Annotated in this window: 24 protein-coding genes and 1 pseudogene; 17 read left to right on the plus strand and 8 right to left on the minus strand. The window is 75.2% G+C overall.

Going from position 1 to position 22,168, the window contains the following annotated elements; translation table 11 throughout:
* Positions 1-197, minus strand: a 197-nt coding sequence (locus AC1WTP_RS29275; protein ID WP_481652525.1) for a hypothetical protein, incomplete at its 3' end; no start/stop codon positions are given.
* A gap of 153 nt (positions 198-350) precedes the next feature.
* Between AC1WTP_RS29275 and AC1WTP_RS29280 the strand changes: the two genes are divergently transcribed.
* The 3 genes from AC1WTP_RS29280 to AC1WTP_RS29290 all read left to right on the plus strand — a co-directional run bounded on the left by AC1WTP_RS29280 (position 351) and on the right by AC1WTP_RS29290 (position 2,674).
* Entirely contained in the window at positions 351-779 is a 429-nt protein-coding gene (locus AC1WTP_RS29280; RefSeq protein ID WP_481652470.1) for an SRPBCC family protein, read from the plus strand.
* The gene (locus tag AC1WTP_RS29285; protein WP_481652471.1) at positions 776-1,777 is read left to right on the plus strand and encodes an SDR family oxidoreductase; all 1,002 of its coding nucleotides are present in this window, start codon (positions 776-778) and stop codon (positions 1,775-1,777) included. The genes AC1WTP_RS29280 and AC1WTP_RS29285 overlap by 4 nt, the downstream gene beginning before the upstream one ends.
* A 129-nt stretch (positions 1,778-1,906) precedes the next feature.
* Positions 1,907-2,674: a polyprenol monophosphomannose synthase gene (locus tag AC1WTP_RS29290; protein WP_481652472.1), complete on the plus strand. Its 768-nt coding sequence runs from the start codon at positions 1,907-1,909 to the stop codon at positions 2,672-2,674.
* Positions 2,675-2,868: 194 nt separating this feature from the next.
* Here the strand turns inward: AC1WTP_RS29290 and AC1WTP_RS29295 are convergent, their stop codons facing one another.
* On the minus strand, positions 2,869-4,473 hold the full coding sequence (locus tag AC1WTP_RS29295) for a phytoene desaturase family protein (protein WP_481652473.1): 1,605 nt from the start codon (positions 4,471-4,473) through the stop codon (positions 2,869-2,871).
* Positions 4,474-4,545: 72 nt separating this feature from the next.
* Between AC1WTP_RS29295 and AC1WTP_RS29300 the strand changes: the two genes are divergently transcribed.
* Positions 4,546-5,979, plus strand: a complete 1,434-nt coding sequence (locus AC1WTP_RS29300; protein ID WP_481652474.1) for an aldehyde dehydrogenase family protein — start codon at positions 4,546-4,548, stop codon at positions 5,977-5,979.
* Between the two features lie 61 nt (positions 5,980-6,040).
* Here AC1WTP_RS29300 and AC1WTP_RS29305 read toward each other — a convergent pair whose 3' ends face one another.
* The gene (locus AC1WTP_RS29305) at positions 6,041-6,460 is read right to left on the minus strand and encodes a ChaB family protein (RefSeq protein WP_481652475.1); all 420 of its coding nucleotides are present in this window, start codon (positions 6,458-6,460) and stop codon (positions 6,041-6,043) included.
* Between the two features lie 217 nt (positions 6,461-6,677).
* On the opposite strand from AC1WTP_RS29305, the gene AC1WTP_RS29310 reads away from it, so the two are divergent.
* From AC1WTP_RS29310 to AC1WTP_RS29325, 4 genes are all read left to right on the plus strand, one after another.
* On the plus strand, positions 6,678-7,658 hold the full coding sequence (locus AC1WTP_RS29310) for a YihY/virulence factor BrkB family protein (protein WP_481652476.1): 981 nt from the start codon (positions 6,678-6,680) through the stop codon (positions 7,656-7,658).
* A gap of 46 nt (positions 7,659-7,704) precedes the next feature.
* On the plus strand, positions 7,705-8,121 hold the full coding sequence (locus AC1WTP_RS29315; RefSeq protein ID WP_481652477.1) for a DUF2795 domain-containing protein: 417 nt from the start codon (positions 7,705-7,707) through the stop codon (positions 8,119-8,121).
* 52 nt (positions 8,122-8,173) lie between these two features.
* Entirely contained in the window at positions 8,174-8,635 is a 462-nt protein-coding gene (locus tag AC1WTP_RS29320; RefSeq protein WP_481652478.1) for an SRPBCC family protein, read from the plus strand.
* A gap of 133 nt (positions 8,636-8,768) precedes the next feature.
* Positions 8,769-9,029: a hypothetical protein gene (locus AC1WTP_RS29325; protein WP_481652479.1), complete on the plus strand. Its 261-nt coding sequence runs from the start codon at positions 8,769-8,771 to the stop codon at positions 9,027-9,029.
* Positions 9,030-9,113: 84 nt separating this feature from the next.
* Here the strand turns inward: AC1WTP_RS29325 and AC1WTP_RS29330 are convergent, their stop codons facing one another.
* Positions 9,114-10,364 (minus strand): MFS transporter, encoded by a 1,251-nt coding sequence (locus AC1WTP_RS29330; protein ID WP_481652480.1) that lies wholly within the window; start codon positions 10,362-10,364, stop codon positions 9,114-9,116.
* A gap of 152 nt (positions 10,365-10,516) precedes the next feature.
* On the opposite strand from AC1WTP_RS29330, the gene AC1WTP_RS29335 reads away from it, so the two are divergent.
* A complete protein-coding gene (locus AC1WTP_RS29335; RefSeq protein ID WP_481652481.1) occupies positions 10,517-10,729 on the plus strand; it encodes a hypothetical protein in 213 nt (70 codons plus the stop codon).
* Here AC1WTP_RS29335 and AC1WTP_RS29340 read toward each other — a convergent pair.
* A complete protein-coding gene (locus AC1WTP_RS29340) occupies positions 10,726-11,175 on the minus strand; it encodes a hypothetical protein (RefSeq protein ID WP_481652482.1) in 450 nt (149 codons plus the stop codon). The genes AC1WTP_RS29335 and AC1WTP_RS29340 overlap by 4 nt on opposite strands.
* Before the next feature lie 162 nt (positions 11,176-11,337).
* On the opposite strand from AC1WTP_RS29340, the gene AC1WTP_RS29345 reads away from it, so the two are divergent.
* Positions 11,338-11,715 carry a DUF6401 family natural product biosynthesis protein gene (locus tag AC1WTP_RS29345; protein ID WP_481652483.1) on the plus strand — a complete coding sequence of 126 codons (378 nt, stop codon included), beginning with the start codon at positions 11,338-11,340 and terminating at the stop codon, positions 11,713-11,715.
* 61 nt (positions 11,716-11,776) lie between these two features.
* Here the strand turns inward: AC1WTP_RS29345 and AC1WTP_RS29350 are convergent, their stop codons facing one another.
* Positions 11,777-12,649: a membrane protein gene (locus tag AC1WTP_RS29350; RefSeq protein WP_481652484.1), complete on the minus strand. Its 873-nt coding sequence runs from the start codon at positions 12,647-12,649 to the stop codon at positions 11,777-11,779.
* A 189-nt stretch (positions 12,650-12,838) separates the two neighbouring features.
* On the opposite strand from AC1WTP_RS29350, the gene AC1WTP_RS29355 reads away from it, so the two are divergent.
* The 3 genes from AC1WTP_RS29355 to AC1WTP_RS29365 all read left to right on the plus strand — a co-directional run bounded on the left by AC1WTP_RS29355 (position 12,839) and on the right by AC1WTP_RS29365 (position 17,080).
* Complete coding sequence (locus AC1WTP_RS29355) at positions 12,839-14,965, plus strand: ATP-binding SpoIIE family protein phosphatase (protein ID WP_481652485.1); 2,127 nt, start codon at positions 12,839-12,841, stop codon at positions 14,963-14,965.
* Between the two features lie 41 nt (positions 14,966-15,006).
* Complete coding sequence (locus AC1WTP_RS29360; RefSeq protein ID WP_481652486.1) at positions 15,007-15,684, plus strand: HAD family hydrolase; 678 nt, start codon at positions 15,007-15,009, stop codon at positions 15,682-15,684.
* 106 nt (positions 15,685-15,790) lie between these two features.
* Positions 15,791-17,080: a cation:proton antiporter gene (locus AC1WTP_RS29365; RefSeq protein WP_481652487.1), complete on the plus strand. Its 1,290-nt coding sequence runs from the start codon at positions 15,791-15,793 to the stop codon at positions 17,078-17,080.
* Positions 17,081-17,172: 92 nt separating this feature from the next.
* On the opposite strand, the pseudogene AC1WTP_RS29370 reads toward AC1WTP_RS29365, so the two are convergent.
* Positions 17,173-18,100: pseudogene (locus AC1WTP_RS29370) on the minus strand (NAD(P)/FAD-dependent oxidoreductase).
* Between the two features lie 161 nt (positions 18,101-18,261).
* Between AC1WTP_RS29370 and AC1WTP_RS29375 the strand changes: the two are divergent.
* Positions 18,262-18,477, plus strand: a complete 216-nt coding sequence (locus AC1WTP_RS29375; RefSeq protein ID WP_481652488.1) for a DUF3072 domain-containing protein — start codon at positions 18,262-18,264, stop codon at positions 18,475-18,477.
* A 4-nt stretch (positions 18,478-18,481) separates the two neighbouring features.
* On the opposite strand, the gene AC1WTP_RS29380 is transcribed toward AC1WTP_RS29375, so the two are convergent.
* Positions 18,482-18,982, minus strand: coding sequence for a metallophosphoesterase family protein (locus tag AC1WTP_RS29380; protein ID WP_481652489.1), 501 nt, complete (start codon positions 18,980-18,982; stop codon positions 18,482-18,484).
* Positions 18,983-19,126: 144 nt separating this feature from the next.
* On the opposite strand from AC1WTP_RS29380, the gene AC1WTP_RS29385 reads away from it, so the two are divergent.
* From AC1WTP_RS29385 to AC1WTP_RS29395, 3 genes are all read left to right on the plus strand, one after another.
* Complete coding sequence (locus AC1WTP_RS29385; protein WP_481652490.1) at positions 19,127-20,503, plus strand: glycoside hydrolase family 6 protein; 1,377 nt, start codon at positions 19,127-19,129, stop codon at positions 20,501-20,503.
* A gap of 73 nt (positions 20,504-20,576) precedes the next feature.
* Positions 20,577-21,386: a helix-turn-helix domain-containing protein gene (locus tag AC1WTP_RS29390; protein WP_481652491.1), complete on the plus strand. Its 810-nt coding sequence runs from the start codon at positions 20,577-20,579 to the stop codon at positions 21,384-21,386.
* A 121-nt stretch (positions 21,387-21,507) separates the two neighbouring features.
* On the plus strand, positions 21,508-22,086 hold the full coding sequence (locus AC1WTP_RS29395) for a general stress protein (RefSeq protein ID WP_481652492.1): 579 nt from the start codon (positions 21,508-21,510) through the stop codon (positions 22,084-22,086).
* Positions 22,087-22,168: the final 82 nt, after the last annotated feature.

Raw genomic sequence — 22,168 nt, forward strand, 5'->3', positions numbered from 1 at the left:
ACCTTCTCCGGATCACCGTTGAACGGCACGTCCTCCACCAACGTGCCGTCCCGATCCAGCAACACCGCATCGAACAGGAAGGGCCCGGACCCGGCCCGGTCAGCACCGGCGTTCACCCCGGCTGACCTGCGCTGATCCGCGTCCACCTGGTCCTGTCGCACAGCCGGCGGGTTCCCTGCGCCCCGGGGAGTAAACATCATCTTCAACGCGGTGCCGCACCGCGTACGCCCGGGGCGTCCGCACGGCCGCCCGCGCTGGCCTTACCCGCCGCCCCGGAGAAGCTAACCCGGCCCGCCTGTTAGCCCCGGGGGCAACGCGGGTATGGGAGCGCAGTGGCGATTGTGGAGAAAGTGATCGACGCACGGCCGGAACAGGTGTGGGCGGTGCTGGCCGACGGCTGGACGTACAGCGACTGGGTGGTCGGCACGGTGCACGTCCGCGGCGTGGACGAGGCCTGGCCGCGGGTGGGCAGCGAGCTGCACCACCGGGCCGGGCCGTGGCCGTTCTCGCTGGAGGACTCCTCGACGGTGCTCGCCTGCGAACCGCCGCGCCGGCTCCTCATCAGGGCCGGGCTCTGGCCGGCCGGCGAGGCGAGGGTGGCCTTCACCCTGGAGCCGGTCGGCGAGGGAGCCACCCGCGTCCGCATCGGTGAGGACTTCGCGGCCGGACCGCTGCGCTGGGTGCGCACCAAGCTGAACGACCTGGTGCTGCACCAGCGCAACAAGGAGACCCTCCGGCGCCTCTCCGACATCGCCACCCGGCAGAAGGCGGACGAATGACGCAGGCCGTGGTGGTGACCGGCGCGAGCGCGGGCGTGGGCCGGGCGGTGGCCCGGGCGTACGCCGAGCGGGGGGCGCGGCTGGCGCTGCTGGCCCGCGGCACGGCCGGGCTGGCCGCCGCCGAGCGGGACTGCCGGGAGTTGGGCGCCGCCGAGGTACGGACCTACCGGGTCGACGTGGCCGACGCGGGCGCCGTGCAACAGGCCGCCGACGACGTGGTACACCGGTACGGCCGGATCGACGTGTGGATCAACAACGCGATGCTCTCGGTCTTCGCGCCGGCGTGGGAGATCACCGCCCCCGAGTTCCGGCGGGTCACCGAGGTGAACTACCTCGGCACCGTGCACGGCACGCTGGCCGCGCTGCGGCACATGCGGGCGCACCGCCGGGGCGCGATCGTGCAGGTGGGCTCGGCGCTCGCCTACCGGGGCATCCCGTTGCAGTCGGCCTACTGCGCGGCCAAGCACGCCGTGCAGGGCTTCAACGACTCGCTCCGGGCCGAGTTGCTGCACGACTGCCCGACGGTCCGGCTGTCGATGGTGCAGTTGCCGGCGATCAACACCCCGCAGTTCTCCTGGGTGCGCACCCGGCTCCCCCGCCACCCGCAGCCGGTGCCCCCGATCTTCGCCCCGGAGGTCGCCGCCCGCGCCATCCTGTGGGCCGCCGACCACGGGCCACGGGAGCTGAACGTGGGCGGCCCGACGTGGCGGGCCCGGCTCGCGGACGCCCTGATCCCCGGCCTGCTCGACCGGAAGCTGGCCCGCGACGGCTACGACAGCCAGCAGACCGGCACCCCGATCGACCCGGCCAGCTGGCGGGACAATCTGGACCATCCCGGTGACGACGAGCGGGACCGGGGCGCGGCCGGGGTCTTCACCGACCGGGCCCGCTCCAGCTCCGCCGCCCTCTGGGTCGGTACGCACAAACCCGCCGTCTCCGGCCTCGTCCTGGCCGGCGTCGGCATCGCCCTCACCGGCCTCGCGCGCCGCCGGCGCTGACCGGCGTCGACGCCTCGCCAGCCCCGCGCGGACCGGCGGTGACCGCCCGGACGGGGAGCCTTTCCCACCCGGATGTGGCAACTGGCTACCCTCTCAGGGAACCCTGTCCGCAAACCGAGGATGTCCGACATGATCCAACCCGTGCAGTTGCCCGCACCTTGGCGGGACGCACGCCTGACCGTCGTGGTCCCCACCTACAACGAGGCGGGCAACCTCCCGGTGCTGGTCGAGCGGCTCCTCGCCCTGCCCCTGCCGGGCCTGAAGATCCTGGTCGCCGACGACAACTCGCCGGACGGCACCGGCGAGGTGGCCGACAAGCTGGCCATCGAACATCCGGAGCGGATCGAGGTCGTGCACCGGGCCGGCAAGGAGGGCCTGGGCCGGGCGTACGTGGACGGGATCGGGCGCGCGCTCGACGGCGGCGCCGAGTACGTGGCGCAGATGGACGCCGACCTGTCGCACCCGCCGGAGGCGCTGCCCGGCATGCTCGGCGCGCTGCTCTCCACCCAGGCCGGCGTGGTGATCGGCTCCCGGTACGTCCCCGGTGGCGAGCTGGACGAGAACTGGCCGCTCTACCGGCGGGCGCTCAGCGGCTGGGCGAACCTCTACGTGCACACCCTGCTGCGGGTGCGGATCCGCGACCTCACTGCCGGGTTCAAGATCTGGCGCGCGGACGCGCTGCGGGACATCGGCCTGGAGCGGGTGCAGTCCAACGGCTACAGCTTCCAGGTGGAGATGCACTACCTGGCCACGAAGCTGGGGCACACCATCCTGGAGGTGCCGATCCGCTTCGAGGAGCGGCGTGACGGCGCGTCCAAGATGACCACCGCCACCAAGATCGAGAGCGCGCTGATGCCGTTCAGGCTGCGCAGCAAGCACCGCAACATCGAGCGCTGACGGGGCGGCCGGGCACGGTCCGGCAGCGGCGTCACTCACCGTGTCATCACGGCGGGTGACGCCACCCCGCCGGGTCGGCACCGCGCCGTCGATCCTTTGCTCCGCACCTGATCGTGTCGTGCCCAGGTGGCGCGGCAGGCTGGTGCGGACGCCGAGCGGCGGCAGCGCGGCCCGCGGACCCGCGACCCCGCCGGTCAGCGGTAGACGGTGCGGTGGGCGGCGTCGATGACGGCCGCGTACACCCGGCCGGTGCCGGCCCGGTCGCGGGCCAACGCGGCCCGCGCGGCGTTCGCGCCCGGCGCGCCGTGCACCCCGCCGCCCGGGTGCGCCGACGCGCTGGCCAGGAAGAGCCGGTCCACCGGTGTGTCCGCGCGCCCCAGCCCGGGGATCGGCCGCAGGAACAACTGCTGGTAGGCGGCCGAGGTGCCGCCGCCCACCGCGCCGCCGACCAGGCTCGGGTCGCCCGCCTCCAGGTCGGCCGGGCCGGCGACGTGCCGGCCGACGATCAGGCTGCGGAAGCCGGGCGCGGCGGCCTCCAGCACCGCCTCCATCCGCTCCACCTGCGCCGCGATCTCCTCCGCCCGCCAGTGCCGCCGGAACGGCAGGTGGGTGTACGACCAGAGCGACTCGGTGCCGGGCGGCGAGTGGCTCGGGTCGGCCACCGACATCTGCCCGACCAGCAGGAACGGGTCGCGCGGCACCTCGGAGCGGGCCAGCGCGGCGGCGTAGCCGGTCAGCCCGTCCAGGTCCGCGCCGAGGTGGACGGTGCCGGCGGTGGCCACCGCCCGGTTGGTCCACGGCACCGGTGCGGACAGCGCCCAGTCCACCTTGAGCGTCGAGCCGTCCCACCGGAAGTGCGCCAGGTCCTCCACCAGCCGGGGCGGCAGCGCCGCCGCGCCGACCAGGTCCAGGTAGAGCGCCGGAGCCGGCACGTCGGCGAGCACCGCCCGGCGGGCCCGCCACAGCGCCCCGCCGACCGTGCGCACCCCCATCGCCCGGCCGCGGGCGGTGAGCACGCGGTCCACCCGGGCGCCGTAGAGGACCCGCCCACCGCGCTCGGTCAACCGGGCCACCAGCGCGTCGGTGATCCGCTGCGCGCCGCCGGCCGGCACCGGCCAGCCGACCTGCTGGCCCAGCATCGCCAGCAGCCAGCCGTACACCCCGGAGCCGGCCTCCTCCGGGGACAGGTCGGTGTGCAGGGCACAGCCGGCCAGCAGCGCCGGGCCGCCGGCGCCGTCGAAGAGTTCGTCGCCGAGCTTGCGGACGGGCACCACCAGCCGGCGGGCCAGCCGGAGCGCCCCGGAGACCCGCAGCCGGCGCAGCAGCGTCAGGCCGCCGCGCACCGGCGGGAAGGGCGTGGTGATGGTGTCCAGCATCGGCTCGGCGACCTCGAGCCAGTCGGTGTACGCGTTCAGCCAGCGCTTACCGTCGCCGGGCGCGAACGCCTCCAGCGACGCGGCCGTAGCCTGCGGGTCCCGGTTGAGCACCGCCGCCCGCCCGTCCGGCAGCAGGTGGGCCAGCACGTCCGGGGCGTGCCGCCAGCTCAGGCCGTACCGCTGCAGGTCCAGCCGGCGCAGCACCGGCGAGGCGTAGCCGAGCGGATAGAACGAGCTGTACAGGTCGCTCAGGTAGCCAGGAGCCGTCACCTCGGCCGAGCGGACCGCGCCACCCGCCGCGCCGGTCGCCTCCAGCACCAGGACGTCCCAGCCCGCGTCGGCCAGCAGGTTGGCGGCCACCAGGCCGTTGTGGCCGGCCCCGACGACGACCGCGTCCGCGCTCTCCGCGCCGGTGGAACTCATCCGATCCGCCTACCCGACCAGGAACCGGGCGAAACGCGTTTGCCTCGCCGGGCCCGGGGCATCCACCCCCGCATGTACACGGTTGCGCAGCTCATAGGTGGAGTGTGGGGCGCGGGCGGCGAAGGGGGCGAGCTGGTCGTACACGACCCGGCGGACGGCACCCCCGTCAGCACCGTGCCGGTGGCGACGGCGGACGAGGTCGGCAAGGCGGTGGAGGCGGCCCGCGGCGCCGCGGCGGAGTGGGCGGCGACGGCCCCGGCGGAACGGGCGGCGGCGCTGCACCGGGCCGCGGACGCGGTGGCGGCGGTCGCCGACGAGCTGGCCGAGGCCACCACGGCCGAGATGGGCAAACCGCTGGCGGACGCCCGCGGTGGCGTCGAGGCGGGGATCGGCACGCTGCGACAGTACGCCGAACTCGCCCCGGTGCGGGGCGGGCGGACCCTGCACGGCGCCCACCACGCGCTCGACTTCATGGCGCCGCAGCCGCGCGGCGTGGTCGCCGCGATCACCCCGTGGAACGACCCGGTGGCGGTCTCCTGCGGGCTGCTCGGCGCGGCCCTGGTCACCGGGAACGTGGTGCTCTACAAGCCGAGCGAGCGCACCCCGGCGACCGGCTGGCTGCTGGCGAAGGCGCTGGACAGCGCGCTGCCCGCCGGGGTGCTGTCGCTGCTGATCGGTGGGCCCGAGGTCGGCGCGGCGCTGGCCGCCCAGGAGGTGGACGTGGTGGCCCACGTCGGCTCCACCGGCACCGGCCGGGCGATCGCCGCGGCCGCCGCCCGGACCGGCGCCAAGCTGCTGCTGGAGAACGGCGGCAGCGACCCGCTGGTGGTCGACGCCGACGTCGACCCGGTCTGGGCGGCCGGGCAGGCGGCCACCGGGGCGTTCGCCAACGCGGGGCAGATCTGCGTCGCGGTGGAGCGCATCTACGTACACCGGGACCTGGCCGAGGACTTCGTCGACGCGCTGGTGGAGCGCGCCCGGGCGCTGCGCACGGGGCCCGGCCACGATCCGCAAACCGAGCTGGGCCCGCTGGTCGACCGGCGGCACCGGGACCACGTGCACGGGCAGGTGACCGCCGCGGTGGCGGAGGGCGCGCGGATCCGCACCGGCGGCACCCTGCCGGACGGGCCGGGGGCGTTCTACCCGGCGACGGTGCTGACCGACTGCCGGCACGACATGCCGGTGGTCCGGGACGAGACGTTCGGGCCGGTCGCCCCGGTGGTGGTGGTCGACTCGTTCAGCGAGGCGCTGCGCTGCGCCGCCGACTCGCCGTACGGGCTGGCGGCGACCGTGCTGACCGGGTCGATGAGCCACGCCCAGCGGGCCTGGCGCGAGTTGCCGGTGGGCACCGTGAAGGTCAACGCGGTCTTCGGCGGCGCGCCGGGCGGTGCCGCGCATCCACGCCGCGGCAGCGGCCACGGCTTCGGGTACGGCCCGGAACTGCTGGACGAGTTCACCGCCACGAAGGCGGTGCACATCGAGGCGCCCGGCGGCGGCCACTGGTGAGCCGCCGAAGGGGTGGCCGTCCGGTCGGACGGCCACCCCTTCGGGTGTTCCGGGACGTCGCTCAGCGGCCGCGCGACTTGCCGGTCTCCCGGGCCTTGGCGGTCTGCCGGTTGTTCGCCTTCTCGATCGCCTTGACCAGTTCCGGCTTCGTCATGGTGGACCGGCCGGGGACGTCGAGCTTGCGCGCGACCTTCATGAGGTGGTCCTTGGTGGCGTTGGCGTCCACCCCACCGGCGGTGGGCGCGCGGCGCTCCGGTCCGCCACCGGCCGCCTGCCGGTCGCTCGGGCCCTTGCGGCCCTTGGGCTCCCAGTGGTCGCCCACCTTCTCGAACTCGTGCTTCACGGCGGCGAAGGCGGTGCGGTGCGCCCGCTCCCCCTCGCCGTAGGTCTCCACCGCCGAGTCGTGCGTCTTCTCCCAGGTGCGCTGCGCCTTCGCCGGGGAGCGTCGCAACGTGCTGGGCAGTACCTCACGCCCGGGCATCTCGTCCTCCTCCGTGTCGACGGTTCCGCGTGACCTGTATCCGTTCCCGCGGATCGGCGGCCGCAAACCGCGCCCGGCCTGGCCCGCCGGGTGTCGGCGCCGATGCGGGCGGCTGCCCGACGGGGGCCGTTTGTGGGCTTCCGGGCCTGGGTACCGGCGGGCCAGGCGAGAACCGGATGAGCCGGTCATCCGGTGGCCGGGGCACAGGGAGCGGGCCATGACGACGACGGAGCCCGGTGCGGCGCTCGGCGGAGAACGGGGCCTGCGGGCGCCCCGGCGGGTACGCCAGCTGAGCTGGCGGACCTGGCGCGGCGTGCTGGTGCGCAGCGCCCGCAACTTCGTCACCGACAACTGCGCGGACTGGGCCGCGGCGCTGACCTACTACGGGGTGCTGGCGCTCTTTCCGTCCACCATCGTGGTGGTCTCCCTGGTCGGGCTCGTCTCCGACGGCGAGCGGACCGTCGACACCGTCCTCGACCTGGCCCGGGAGATCGGCGCCGGCTCGGTGGTGGCCAACGAGGGCTTCGTCGGGGTGGTCCGCGACGTGGTCGACCAGAAGAGTTCGGCGGGGGTGCTGCTGAGCTTCGGCCTGCTCGGCGCGCTCTGGTCGGCCTCCGGGTTCATCGGCGCGTTCACCCGCGCCTCCAACGCCATCTACGGGGTGTCCGAGGGGCGGCCGTTCTGGAAGCTGCGCCCGCTGCAGATCGGCCTGGCCGGGGTGTCGCTGGTCCTGCTCGCCGTGGTGGCCACCGGGCTGATCGTCAGCGGCCCGGTCACCGACGCGGTGGGCGACCTGGTCGACGCCGGCGACCTGGCCCGGACGGTGTGGAGCGTGAGCAAGTGGCCGCTGCTCGCAACGATCATGATGGTGCTGCTCTCCCTGCTGTTCTGGATCGCCCCCAACGTGCGGCAACCGCGGTTCCGCTGGCTCACCCCCGGCGGCGCGGTGGCACTGCTCGCCTGGGTGGCGGCCAGCTTCGGCTTCGGCCTGTACGTGGCGAACTTCGGTTCGTACGACGCCACCTACGGCAGTCTCGGCGCGGTGATCGCGTTCCTGGTCTGGCTCTACCTGTCCAACTCGGCGCTGATGCTGGGAGTGCAGATCAACGCGGAGTTGCAGCGCGGGCGGGCGCTCCAGGCCGGCGATCCGGACCCCGAGGAGCCGGTGCTGCCACCGAAGCAGCCGGCCGGTACGTGACCGCTTGCCGGGTTTATCGCCGGTCCCGCCGGGTAGCGCAACAGGCATGGAGCGTGGCAACAGCAAGCACGGACCGAGGCTCGACGAGCAGATGAGCCAGGAGGTCGCCGGCCTCTTGCAGGGGCCCGGCACCGGTGGCTCGCGGGTCGACGAGGCCCGGGTGCCGGAGCCGGCCGGTGAGGACCAGCCGGAGGCGACCACCGCCCCGGCCGGCGAGCTGCGCACCGGCGCGCCGAAGGGGATGAGTTCCCAGGACGTCGAGCGGCGCAGCCGGCTGGGCCGGTTCATCACCATGGCGGCCCTGCCCGGCGACCGCGCGGCGCTGATCGCCAACGCGCGGGACAACGACGCCCCGGACGACATCGTCGCCGAGTTGGAGCGACTGCCGGACGGAACCCGCTACGAGACGGTCTCGGAGGTGTGGGCGGCGCTCGGCCACAAGAACGAGACGACCCGCTGGTGACCGGATCGCCCGCGAATCCGGAACGGGCCGGCGGAGAAGAGGAGGATGCCTGATGAGCGGCGTTACCGAACATGTGGACGTTTCCGTACCCGTGCGCACCGCGTACGACCAGTGGACCCAGTTCGAGGAGTTCCCCCACTTCATGGAGGGGGTGCAGGAGGTCCGGCAACTCACCGACACGATGACGCACTGGACGGTCGAGATCGCCGGGGTGAAGCGGGAGTTCGACGCCGAGATCACCGAGCAGCTTCCGGACGAGCGGGTGGCCTGGCGCTCCACCGGGGGCACCAAGCAGGCCGGCGTGGTGACCTTCCACCGGCTGGACCCGGAACACACCCGGGTCACCCTGCAACTCGAGTTCGAGCCGCACGGCGTGGTCGAAAAGGCCGGCGACAAGCTCGGCATCGTCGACCGGCGGGCCAAGGGCGACCTGGAGCGGTTCAAGCAGTTCATCGAGCGGCGCGGGCAGGAGACCGGCGCCTGGCGCGGCAAGGTCGACCGGCCGCAGCCCTGATCCCCCGGGCACGAGCTCCGATGGCCGCCGGCGTACCGGCGGCCATCGCCGTGTCCGGAGCACCCGCCGCCGCGGGGCACCCACCGGCCCGGCCGTGCCGTTTGCGCCCACCGGGCCGGGGTACGGCGATGGCATGACCGACGACAACAAGGTGTGGCGGAACGAGGAACGGACGTCGCTGGAGGAACTGGACCGGGCCGTCGCACGCTCGACGCTGGACGGCCAGGCCGACGACGTGACCGGCAACGACGCCGGCGAGGAGGCCGCCTTCGGCCACGGACCGGAGGCGGTGGACCGGGGCGGCGAGCCGGCCGGCGCCGGCCGGGAGCCCACCGACCGGGACCGCGCCTACCGCCCCTCCACCACCGGACGCACCGGTCCCGACACCCTCTGACCCCGGCTGTTTCCGGAAGATCCGGGCACGGAGGGGCCCTCGACGGTCCTTTCGTACCCGGATCCGCCGCCGCGGACGGGGTGGTCAGGCGCGCCGGGTTCCGGCCGCGTGCAGGGCGATCAGCCCGACCGCGAGCAGCACCAGCGCCGAGCCGAGCAGCTCCACCGAGGTGTTGCCGAGCAGCACCCCGATCCCGGCCGGGATCAGCGCTCCGCCCAGCCCGGCCGCCCCGATCTGCAGCCCGATGGTCCGGTCCGCGTGCGCGGCCCCGACCCGGTCGGCGGTGGTGAGGGTGAGCAGCGGAAAGACCGGAGCGGCGGCGAAGCCGACGACGACCAGGCCGGCCACCGCGAGCCAGGCCGGGGCGGGCAGGGCGATCAGCGCCGCGCCGACCGCCATCCCGAGCAGGCTCACGCGCAGCACCACGGGCGCGCCCAGCCGCTCGGCCACCACGCCCTGCACCACCCGCCCCACGAACAGGCTGCCCCAGTAGCCGGACACGCAGAGCCCGGCGACCGTCGCGCTCAGCCCGCGGCCCTCGGTGAGCAGCAGGAACGCCCAGAGCCCGGCGGCCACCTCGATCGCCACGTAGACGGCGAACGCCAGCGCGCCGAACCAGACCGCCGGCAGGCGCAACGTCTCACGCACCCGTACCGGCGCGAGCGTCGCCGGCGCGGCCGACGGGGCGCCGCCCACGCCGGCCGGCACGCGGACCTCCGCCGGCAGGCCACCCTCCCCCGGGGCGGCCGGCGCGGCGCCGGGGACCGGCCGGCGGTCCCGCCAGGCGCGTACGGTCAGCGCGAACGCCGCGGCCAGCGCGAGCTGGGCGGCGGCCACGATGCCGTACCCCCACCGCCAGGCCAGCCCGGCGGTGAGCGCCCCCGTCATGATCAACGGCCCGATCGCCACGCCGAGGCCGAAGAAGGCGTGCATCCAGTTCATGTGCCGCGGGCCGAAGGCGCCCGCCGCGTACGCGTTGAGCCCGGAGTCGATCGCGCCCGAGCCGAGGCCGAGCAGCAGCGCGCAGCCGACCATCAGGGCCAGGGCGGGGGTGGACGCGTACCCGGTGAGCGCCAGGCTGGCCAGCAGGGTGCTGCCGGCGAGCAGCCGGCCGACACCGAGCCGGGCCAGCGTGAACCCGGCGAGCACGCTGGAGGTGAGGTAGCCCACGGTGCCGGCGGTGAGCACCAGGCCGACCGCCTCGGTGGGCACGCCGAAATCCGCCCGGATCGACGGCCAGCCGACCCCGATCAGCCCGTCGGGCAGGCCGAGGCTGACGAAGGCGAGGTAGGCGAGCAGGAGCAGCGAGGCGCGGGGCGGCGGGGTGGCGGGCACGGGGAACCATCCTGCCGCAGCCACGGCAGCCGGCTCGGGTCTCCCCCGCTAAGACAAAAAGTGCCGTCCGGACAGTCGGGAAAACGGACAGCTCATCCAGAATCGGCCGTTCGGCTGACGGCAAGCCCCGGCTCCCGCGTAAGACTTTCGGGATGCAACAGGGCTCCGGCATCCTCTCCGCGCGTCAGCGCCGCCTGGCCTGGCTGGGCTTCCTCCTGGCCGCGATCCAGGCTCCCGTCTCGGCCAAGCTGGTCTCGGACAGCTCCTGGCTGTTCAGCCTCTGTGTCGCGCTGATGGTGGCGACCGTGATCATCGCCGACGACGCCGCCCGGCGTCGGCCGGCCGACGCCCGCTCCGGCGACTAGCCCGCCGCCGCCGGGCGCGCCTCGTGCCCGGGGCGGCCCCGGCTCCGGCGGCGTTCCTTCATCTCCGCCTCGTAGAGGTGTCGCCGGCCGCCGACGAGCTGGTCGCGGGCCTGTCGGTCCAGGTCGCGGAAGAGCGCGTAGTACCCGTCGTCGAAGTCCTCGACGATCTGGAAGGTCCACCGCCCGGCGATCACGTTCCGGCCGAGCAGGTCGGTGGCGATCCGCTCGGCGAGGTCGGGGTGCCCGGCGGCGCGGAACATCTCCACCGCGTCGTCCAGCATCAGGTCGGCGTGGCCGACCAGCTGGTGCAGCGAGTACAGGTGGCCACGGACCCGCTCCACGCACTCCAGCGCCTCGCTGAGCTTGCCGAGGGCGGCCACCGTCTCGTCGCTGACCCCGGCCGGTCGGCGGTGGGCCTCGTCGGGGCCGTCCGCGTGCTGTCCCATCCGTCCCTCCCTGTTCCCGGTCACGCTCCTCCGGGCGGTTCTCCTAGTGCCCCGCGCGCGCCCGGTTAAGCCCCTCGGCCGGCCCCGGCGACCGGTGGCGCAGCCGACACCGTCCGACCGGCCGAGGTCACCCGGGCGACCGGTTGGCTAGCCTCGTTTCCCATGCGTGTGCCGTCGAACCGGGTCGCCGCCCGTACCGTCGTCGACTCGGCGCGGTCCACCCTCGCCGCCCTGACCATCGCCGTCGGCGCCGACGGCCTCGCCGCCGCGACCGCCCGGCCGGGCCTGCTCGCCCTGGTCGACCAGCACGCCGCCGCCGTGCGGGACAGCCTGGGCGGGTGCCGGCGGCCGCTGAGCGCCGCCGCCCTCGCCGGCTACGCCGAGGGGGTGCGCGCCGCCGCCCTGGAGCACGGCTGGCAGCCGCCGACCGGGCCGGCGGACTGGTCCGACCCCGACTGGACGCTCACCCGGTTGCTGGCGGTCTGCGCGCTGGTCCGCGCGCTGGACGCCCCGGCTCCGGGCCCGCTGCCCCCGCTCTGACGGCACGCCGGGAGGGCGCCCGCCACCGCGGACACCCTCCCCGGGTGCGTGCCCGGTCCCGTCAGCGACGGAACTGCTGGGTCTCGTCGCTCATGGTGCCGGACTGGTAACCGCCACGCCCGCCCATCGGCGTCGCGGACTCCTCGGTGCGCGCCGCCGCCGCCCGGGTGCGCTCGGCGCCCGTCCGGTCGGCCATCTGCCGCTCGACGTCGGTGCGCCCCGCGGTCTGCCCCTGCCGCTGCTGCTGCACCGCCCGCGACTCCTCGGCCATCCGGTCCAGCCAGCGGTCCCAGCGGCTCTGCATCGGCCGCACCAGACCGCCACCGACGCCGACGATCAGGATGCCGGCCGCGGTGGCGAGCACCGCGATCAGCACCGGCGTGGTCACCGTGGTGGCGATGCCCACCTGGTTCAGCGCGGCGATCACACCGAGCGCGATGATGAAGACCGCCGCCAGGTCGGCGAGGATCTTGCCGTACGAGAGCCCGCCGAGCGCGCCGGTCACCAGGTCCCGGACGGCGTTGGCGATCGCGGCCGCCACCACCACGATGACGATCGCCACGAAGGCCCGCGGCAACCAGGCGACCACGCCCGCGATCAGGTCACTGATCGCGTTCGGGCCCCACACGCCGAAGGCGAACTGCAGGGTGAACAGCAACACCGAGTAGTACGCCAGCTTCGCCAGGATGTCACTGGCGTCGTACTTGGTGCGTTCCAGCGCGCGCTTGATGCCGCCCCGTTCGACTGCCCGGTCGAAGTTCAACCGTTCCAGTACCGTGTCCACGATCTTGAGGACGGCTCTGGCGATGAGCCATCCGACCACGAGGATCGCGATGAACGCGATGGCCCTCGGTATGAACAACAGCACCGACCTCCACATGTCGGCCACGGCGTCGCCGATGTCGACCTGCCTGACCGCCAGGGTTTCCGGCATGATGTCCCTCCTGTCGCATGGACTGCGCCGCGCGCTTACCCCGTCGCTCGGACGGCACGCCGCGCCGGTCACCACGTTTTTCCCGACATGTCGCGGCAGACCAACCCTGACCTGCACGAATAGGCGTCCCGCGCGACGCGCGGGGCATGATCGGGAATGCTCCACGGGCGGTCGGGCTAGGCTGCGGTCATGCCAGGAACGGTCGGGCGGGTACCCACGCCACCAGCGCCGGTCTCGGCGGCACCGACCACCCCGGGCGCCGCCACCGCCGTCCTCGGCCACCACTGGGCCGGCACCGCGCTGGGCGCGCCGGAGGGCTGGGACCCGGCCCTGCGCGCGGTGGTCGACGTGGTGCTGGCCTCCCCGGTGCCGATGGCCCTCACCCTGGGCGACGACTTCCTGCTGCTCTACAACGACGGGTACGCCGAGCTGATCGGCGACAAGCACCCGGAGGCGGTCGGCCGGCCGGCGCCGGAGGTGTTCGCCGAGATCTGGCGGGCTCCCGGCATCGGCGACGCGGTCGAGCACACCTACCGCACCGGCGAGCCGTTCCTGGAGAAGGAGGCCACCCTGCCGCTGCGCCGCGGCTCCGGGGTGGTCGAGCACGCCGTCTTCACCCGCGGCTACTCCCCGGTGCGGGACAGCGCCGGCCGGACCGTCGGGGTGCTCGCCGTGGCGGCGGAGACCACCCAGGTCACCCAGCAGCTGCAGAGCCTGAGCGACTTCTCCGCCGCGCTCGCCGGCACGCTCACCCTGGACGACGTGGCCCGGGTCGCGCTGCGCTACGCGATCAGCCCGTTCGACGCCGACCTGGTCACCTTCGCCGTCGACGAGGGCGGCGGCGGCTGGCGGCTGGTCCGGCGCATCCGCGGCGAGCTGCTCGACGAGGCCGACGAGCGGCTCCCGCCGCTGTGGCGGCGGACGTCGGCGGACTGGCCGGCCCCGGTGGTGGTCGCGGCGCGCAGCGGGGTGCCGCACTTCGCCGGGGACGGGCAGCCGCTGCGGGAGACCGCGGTGGACCGGCACGACCAGAAGATCCGGGCGCTGGCCACGGTGCCGCTGCGGGCCTCCGTGGTACGCGGCGGTCTGGCCGTCGGCTACCAGGCCCCGCACACCTGGTCGGCCGCCGAGCGCGCGCTGCTGGCCGCGGCCGCCGAGCTGGCCGGGCAGGCGGCCGAGCGGGCCCGCCGGTTCGAGACCCAGCACGGCACCGCCCAGCTGCTGCAGCGCAGCATGCTCCCGGAGCACCTGCCGGACCTGCCCCGGCTGCGTATCGCCGCCCGGTACGACCCCGGCGTCGACGGCAACGCCGCGGGCGGCGACTTCTACGACGCCTTCCTGCTGCCCACCGGCGAGCTGGGCGTGGTGCTCGGCGACGTCGCCGGGCACGACGTGCAGGCCGCCGCCCGGATGGGGCAGGTCCGGGCGGCGCTGCGCGCGCTGGCGCTCAGCGACCCCCGCCCGGACAGCGTCCTCGCCGGTCTCGACCGGCTGGTCACCAGCCTGGGCGCCGAGGCCGGCACGCACGAGCTCTTCGTGACCGTGGTGCTCGGGGTGGTCGACGCCGAGCGGCAGCGGCTCACCCTGGCCAGCGCCGGCCACCCGGCCCCGCTGATCCGCCGGTGCCCGCCGGCCGGCGAGCCGGTCGCCGAGTACGTGGAGGTGCCCACCGGGGCTCCACTCGGCCTGGGCTGCCGGCCGGCCACCACCACCGTCCGCTTCGCCCCCGGCGACACCCTCCTGCTGTTCAGCGACGGGGTGGTGGAGCGGCGGCGGCAGGGCCTGGCCACCGGCCTCGATTCGCTGGCCGAGGCGGTCGCCGGCGCGGGCAGCGGCGACCCCCGGGCGTTGTGCGCGGTGGCCACGGCGGCCGTGCCCGGAGCCACCGAGGACGACGTCGCGGTGCTGGCGGTGGAGCACGCGCTGCGGCCGAGCCGCTCCGCGAGCATGGAGGTGCCGGCCGAGCCGACCGCGCCGAGCCGGGTGCGGCACTGGATGAGCGGGCAGCTCGCCGAGTGGGGGGTGGCCGAGTCGGTGGTCGGCGCGGCCGTGCTCTGCACCAGCGAGCTGACCACGAACGCGTTGCTGCACGCCGGCACCGCCGCCCGGGTGGAGATCGACCTCAGCCCGGAGCGGCTGCTGGTGTCGGTCGCCGACTCCGGCACCCGGGGCACCGTCACCCGGGCGCAGACCGACACGTTGAGCAGCCGGGGGCGCGGGCTCGGGTTGATCGAGGAGCTGAGCGACGCGTGGGGGACGGACCCGACCGTACGCGGGTCGACCGTCTGGTTCGAGATCCTGTTGCCGTCCGGCTGACCGGCTGCGTCAGCCGGACCCCGACCGGGTAGGAGACGGTCATGCCCACCGACAACCCCGCCGGAGTCCTCTTCGACGTCGACGGCACCCTCGTCGACACCACCTATCTGCACACCGTGAGCTGGTGGGAGGCGCTGCGCCAGGACGAGCGGCCGGTGCCGATGGCGAGCATCCACCGAGCCATCGGGATGGGCTCGGACAAGCTGCTCGACCACCTGCTCGGCCCGGAGCGTGACCGCGACGCCGACGGCCGGCTGCGCGACGCCCACGACACCCTGTACGGCGAGTACTGGGAGCGGCTCGAACCGCTGCCCCGCGCCGCCGACCTGCTGCGGGCGTGCGCCGAGCGGGGGCTGCGGGTGGTGCTCGCCACCTCGGCCGCCGAACACGAGGTGGCCGCCCTGCGCCGGGCACTGGCCGCGGACGACGTGATCGACACCGTCACCTCGTCGGCGGACGCCACGCAGAGCAAGCCGGCGCCGGACATCCTGGTCGCCGCGCTGGACCAGTCCGGGCTGGACGCCGCCCGGGTGGTCTTCGTCGGCGACTCGGTCTGGGACGTCGCGGCCGCCGGCAAGCTGGACGTCCCCTGCGTGGGGCTGACCTGCGGCGGCACCAGCCGCGGCGAGCTGGCCGGCGCCGGCGCGGTGGCCGTCTACGAGGATCCGGCCGCGCTGCTGGCGGCGCTCCCCGATTCACCCATCGCCGCCCGCCGGTGACACCGTCGCCGGCGTCGCGCGGCGGGGAGGAATACGGACACCCTCGGCGGGGCATGGTCTGACACCACCTGCCCGCACCCGCGGGCGAGGCGAGGGGTGTGGTGTCGTGGAGCCGGTGGACGTCGCGTTCGCGGTGGTGGGTCTCGGTGCGCTGCTGGCGGGCATCCTGCCCCGGGTGCTGGAACGCCGGCCGCTCTCCATGCCGATCGCCTTCCTCGCGCTCGGCATGCTGATCTTCCTGCTCCCCACCGGCCTGCCCGACCCGGACCCGCTGGTGCACAAGGAGATCGCCACCCACCTCACCGAGATCGGCGTGATCGTCGCGCTGATGGGCGCCGGCCTGAAGATCGACCGGCCGCTGAGCTGGCGGCGGTGGTCGACCACCTGGCGGCTGCTGGCCATCGCGATGCCGGTGTGCATCGCGGCGGTGGCCCTGCTCGGCTGGTGGTGGGCCGGCCTGGTGCCGGCCGCCGCGCTGCTGCTGGGCGCGGCGCTCGCCCCCACCGACCCGGTGCTCGCCTCCGACGTGCAGGTCGGCGAGCCCACCGACGTGGAGGACTCCGAGGACGAGGTGCGCTTCGCGCTCACCTCCGAGGCGGGGCTCAACGACGGGCTGGCCTTCCCGTTCGTCTACGCGGCGATCGCCGTCGCCACCACCAGCCTCGCCCCCGCCGACTGGCTGGGCCGGTGGCTCGCCGTCGACGTGCTCTACCAGGTGGCGGTCGGGGTGTTCGGCGGCTGGCTGGTCGGCTGGCTGCTCGGCAAGCTCTTCTTCCGGGCACCCAGCACGTTCCGGCTGGCCCGGCACGCCGAGGGGTTCCTCGCGCTGGCCGCGACCTTCCTGGCGTACGGGCTGGTGGAGGTGGCCGGCGGATACGGCTTCCTGGCCGTGTTCGTGGCCGCCCGGGCGATCCGGGCCGCCGAGCGCACCCACGAGTTCCACTCCGTGCTGCACGATTTCGCCGAGCAGGTCGAGCGGCTGCTGACCGTGCTGCTGTTGCTGCTCTTCGGTGGCGCGGTGGTCGGCGGCCTGCTCGCCCCGCTGACCTGGCCGGCCGCCGCGGTCGGGCTGGCGCTGGTCTTCCTGGTCCGCCCGCTGGTGGGCTGGCTGTCGCTGCGCGGCGCGCCCGGCCGGCCCGCCGAGCACTGGGTGATCGCGCTGTTCGGCATCCGCGGCGTCGGCTCGTTCTTCTACCTGGCGTACGCCACCACGAAGGCGGACTTCCCGCAGGCGGAACTGGTCTGGGCCACCGTCGGCCTGGTGGTGATCGTCTCGGTGGTGGTGCACGGGATCGCGGCCACCCCGGTGATGCAACTGCTGGACCGGGCGGGCGAGCGCACCGCCGACCCGGCGGAGCGGACGGACGAGCCGGTCGCCGGCGCGGCCCGGGCCTGACCCGCCTGCCAGCCGCCAGGGCGGCCTTCCGCCCACCCCGACACCCGGCGGCACGCCCTCCGACCGGTGGACGGCCCGCGCGCGCCCGCGGGTCAGCGCAGCCGGTCGACCAGGGCCCGGCCCAGGTCGCGGCCCGACCGCCAGGCGCTCTGCACCCGGGGCGGGCCGAACGCGTCCCCCGCCAGCCCGACGCCGTCGGCGTCGAGGTGGTACGTCCCCTCCGCGCGCGCCGTCGGCTTGGCGTACGTCCAGCGGTGCACGTGCACCAGGTCCGCCGGCTCGGGCAGCCCGAGCAGGTCCCGGACGGCCGCCTGGACGGCCGGGCCGGCCCCGGTCGGCTGGGCCAGGTGGCCGGCGGCGAACCCCGGCGTGGTGTGCGCGACCAGCACCGGCGCGTCGTCACCCCGCCGGTCGCCGTCGTCGCAGACCAGGCCGAGGACCGGGTGGTCGTTGACGAACGCGCCCCGGAACCGGGCCCACCGGCGGGTCGGAAAGCGCAGCACCGCGGCGAGCGAGGGCGACCAGCGCTGCGCCCGGGTGGCCCGGGTGGCCGCGGGGTTAGCGCCGGGTCGAGCAGCAGCGCGGCCTGCGGCCCGGGCATGGCCAGCGCCACCGCGGCGCAGGGACGCCCGTCGACCACCGGGCCCGGCTCGACGCCGAGCACCAGCCGGTCGACCACCACGGGCAGTTCGCGGGCCAGGTGTTCGACCAGGGACCGGAGCCCGCCCAGCGCATCGGGCCCGGCATCTCCCGGCGCCCGTCGGCGCCGTACGCCACGAAGGTGTCGGTCCACTCGCGGGCCAGGCCGGTGGCCCGCCACCGGTCGACCACGGCGGCGAAGTCCGGGTCGCTGACGGTGAGGTAGGCGGCGCCGGTGTCGGCCGGCCGGCCGTCGAAGCGCCGGCTCGCCATCCGGCCGCCCGGCACCCGGCCGCGCTCCCGAACCTCCACCGGGATGCCGGCACGGTGCAGCTCCGCGGCGCACGCCACGCCGGCGATGCCGGCGCCGGACACCACCACTCCCGCCCGGCTCGCCGTCACCCGGCGATCGTATGCGCCCCGTGCCCGGGCGGCGCGGTGCCCGATGTCGGCGGGTCGCGGCCGCGACGAAACCGGCGCCGGGCGCATGAATCGGCGCCGGGCCGGGTATTGGCACGCCTGTTCGAAGGAAGGTGGAGATCATGACGGACCGCAGCAGCAGCCAGCCCGACCCGCGGGGCGCGATCAAGGACCCGGACGAGTGGGTCACCGGCGAGGAGCCGCCGACCGCGGCCCAGGAGTCGTACCTGTCAACGCTGGCCCGGGAGGCCGACGCGGAGGTGCCGGAGGGGCTGACCAAGGCGGAGGCCTCGAAGCGGATCGACGAACTCCAGGCGGAGACCGGCCGGGGCCGGTGAGCCGTCAGCGCGGTGGCAGGCGGTGCAGCTCGACCTCGTCGAGCCGCCCCGCCACCACCCGGGCGGTCAGGTAGGTGGCGTACGGCTGGGCCCGGCGGTCGGTCGGCGATCCCGGGTTGAGCAGCCGCAGGCCACCGGGGGCCAGGGTGTCCCAGGGGATGTGCGAGTGGCCGAAGACCAGCAGGTCACAGTCGGGGAAGCGGGCCGCGCAGCGCTCCTCCCGCCGGGCGCGCGGGCCGGTCTCGTGCACCACCGCCACCCGCAGCCCGGCCAGCTCCACCCGGGCGATCTCGGGCAGCCGGGCGCGCAGCGGCGGACCGTCGTTGTTGCCGTAGACCCCGACCAGCCGGCGGGAACGGGCCTGCATCGCGTCCAGCAGCGCCTCGTCCACCCAGTCCCCGGCGTGCAGCACCACGTCGGCGGCGTCGACCGCCGCCCAGAGCGGCGCCGGGAGGTCCCGGGCCCGCTTCGGCACGTGGGTGTCGGCGGTGATGACCAGACGCATCCCCGCATTGTCCCGGCTCACCCGGCGCCGCGCCGGGAGCGGGCGGCAACCGGGTCTTCACATGGCGGCGATCAGGCCGTAGGTTGACGTCGATGCATGGGAGCGCTTCCAGCGTCACTCGTCGATCTAGCCAGGAGAGAGCCCATGAGAAGCAGACCGGCGCTCGCCGCGGCCGCCGCCGCGCTCACCGTCGCCGCCACCGTCGGCATCCTCCGGGCGCCGGCGGCGTCGGCGGCCGATTCGGCCTTCTACGTCGACCCGGCCACCGCCGCCGCGGCCTGGGTCGCCGCCAACCCCGGTGACCCGCGGGCCGCCGTGATCCGGGACCGGATCGCGAACGTGCCGCAGGGTCGCTGGTTCACCCGCACCAACACCTCGGCCGTACGGGCCGAGGTGGACGCCCTGGTCGGCGCGGCGGCCGCCGCCGGCAAGGTGCCGATCCTGGTGGTCTACAACATCCCCAACCGGGACTGCAGCGGGGCCAGCGGCGGCGGCGCCCCGGACCACGCCACCTACCGACAGTGGGTCGACCAGGTGGCGGCCGGGCTGGCCGGCAGGCCGGCCACCATCGTGCTGGAGCCGGACGTGCTGCCGCTGATGACCAACTGCCAGAACGCCGGCCAGCAGGCCGAGACGATGGCCTCGATGGCGTACGCCGGCAAGCGGCTCAAGGCCGGCTCGGCCGCCGCGAAGGTCTACTTCGACGCCGGCCACTCGGCCTGGCTCTCCCCCGCCGAGGCGGCCGCCCGGCTCACCGGCGCCGACATCGCCAACAGCGCGGACGGCATCTCGCTGAACGTCTCCAACTACCGCCGCACCGCCGACGAGGTCGCGTACGCCAAGGCGGTGATCGCCGCGACCGGGGTGTCCCGGCTCAGGGCGGTCATCGACACCAGCCGCAACGGCAACGGTCCGGCCGGCTCGGAGTGGTGCGACCCCGCCGGCCGGGCGATCGGCACGCCGAGCACCACCGCCACCGGCGACCCGGCGATCGACGCGTTCCTCTGGGTGAAGCTGCCGGGCGAGGCCGACGGGTGCATCGCCCCGGCCGGCCAGTTCGTGCCCCAGCGGGCGTACGACCTGGCCGTCGCGGCCGGACCCACGACCGCGCCGCCCACCACGACGCCGCCGACCACCACCCCGCCGACCACGCCCCCGCCGACCACCGCTCCCCCGACCACGCCCCCGCCGACCAGCCCGCCGCCGACCGGCGGCTGCGCGGTGACGTACGCGCCGAACTCCTGGCCGGGCGGGTTCACCGCCGAACTGCGGGTGACCAACCACGGCGCGGCACGCAGCGGATGGACGCTCACCTTCACCGCCGGCGCCGGGGTGCGGCTGAGCAACGGCTGGAACGGCGAGTGGAGCCAGTCCGGCGACCGGATCACCGTCCGCAACGTCGCCTGGAACGCCAGCCTGCCCGCCGGCGGCACGGTCACCGTCGGCTTCCAGGGCACGTACTCCGGCACCACCCTGCCCGCGCCGGGCGGCTTCGCGCTCGACGGCGTGGCCTGCACCTGACCCACCCCCGGGCCGTTCCCCGGCGCTGCCGTCGGGAACGGCCCGGGCCGGCGGCGCTGCGTAGGATCGGGCGGTGGTCTCCAGTGGGGTCGACGAGCGGCAGCCGTCGGTCGGCGGGCTGCTGCGCCGGTGGCGGCAGCGGCGCGGGCTGAGCCAGCTCGCCCTCTGCACCGAGGCCGAGATCTCCACCCGGCACCTGAGCTTCGTGGAGACCGGACGCTCGGTGCCGAGCCGGGAGATGGTGCTCCGGCTCGCCGACCACCTCGACGTGCCGCTGCGGGAGCGCAACCGCCTGCTGCGCGCCGCCGGCTACGCCCCGGTCTACTCGCAGGCGCCGCTGGACGCGCCGGAGCTACGCGGGGTGCTCGACGCGGTAGCCCTGGTGCTGCGCGCGCACGAGCCGTACCCGGCGGTGGCCGTGGACCGGCTGTGGAACCTGGTCGCCGGCAACGCCGCCGTGCCGCTGCTCACCGCGGGGGTGGCCGCCGACCTGCTCCGGCCACCGGTCAACGCGCTGCGGCTGACCCTGCACCCGGCGGGCCTGGCGCCCCGGATCGCCAACCTCGGCCAGTGGCGGGCGCACCTGCTCGGCCGGTTGCGCCGGCAGGCGGCGCTCACCGGCGACGCCGACCTCACCGCCCTCCACGAGGAGCTGCGCGGCTATCCCGGCGGGCCGGAGCCCGCGGCCGAGCCGACCGGCCCGGGCGAGGTGGTGGTGCCGCTGCGGCTGCGCCACCCCGGTGGCGAGCTGACCTTCCTCAGCACGGTGTCGACCTTCGGCACGCCGCTCGACGTGACCGTCGAGGAGCTCGCCGTCGAGTCGTTCCTTCCCGCCGACGCGGCCACCGCCGCCTACCTGCGGGACGCTTCCCCCCGGTCCTGACCCGCCCCGCCCGAGGGCCTCCCCGGCGGGAGCCCCCGCGGTCGCCGCCGCATCCGTGGCCGGGGCGGAGTTACCGGCGGGCCCCGCGGGGAAGGCAACGTCTTCACGAAGGAGGACGCTCATGACCAATCCCAGCTCGGCCTGGCGTCCCGGGATGCCCGGCGGCGAGACCCTCCCGTCCGGTCCGGCAGGCCGCGTGGCGGCGCCCGGCGGCGACGGACACGGGCCGGAGACGGGCCCACCCACCGTGACGATCGGCTCGTATCCGGACTATCCGGCCGCCCAGCGGGTGGTGGACTACCTGGCGGACAACCGGTTCCCGGTGGAGCACAGCGCCATCGTGGGCACCAACCTCACCCTGGTCGAGACGGTGCTCGGCCGGATGACGACCGGACGGGCCGGGCTCGTCGGCGCCGGCACCGGGGCGTGGTTCGGCCTCTTCATCGGGCTGCTCTTCGGCATCTTCACGGTCGGCAACTGGCTGGCGGTGATCCTGGTCGGCCTGGTGATCGGCGCGATCTGGGGTGCGGTCTTCGGCGCGGTGGCGCACGCGATGACCGGCGGACAGCGCGACTTCACCTCGGCGAGCTCGCTGCGCGCCGGCCAGTACGCGGTCATCGTCGACGTCCAGTTCGCCGAGCAGGCCCGCCAGCTGCTGGGCCGGATGCACCTGACCGGACCCCGCCAGCAGCCGGCCTGACCGGCATTCCCAGACCGCCGCGACGGCCCCGGGGACCTCCTCCGGGGCCGTCGCCGTGTCCGGACTGTCGCACGCGGAACAG

It is taken from the genome of Micromonospora sp. R311 (assembly GCF_056780015.1).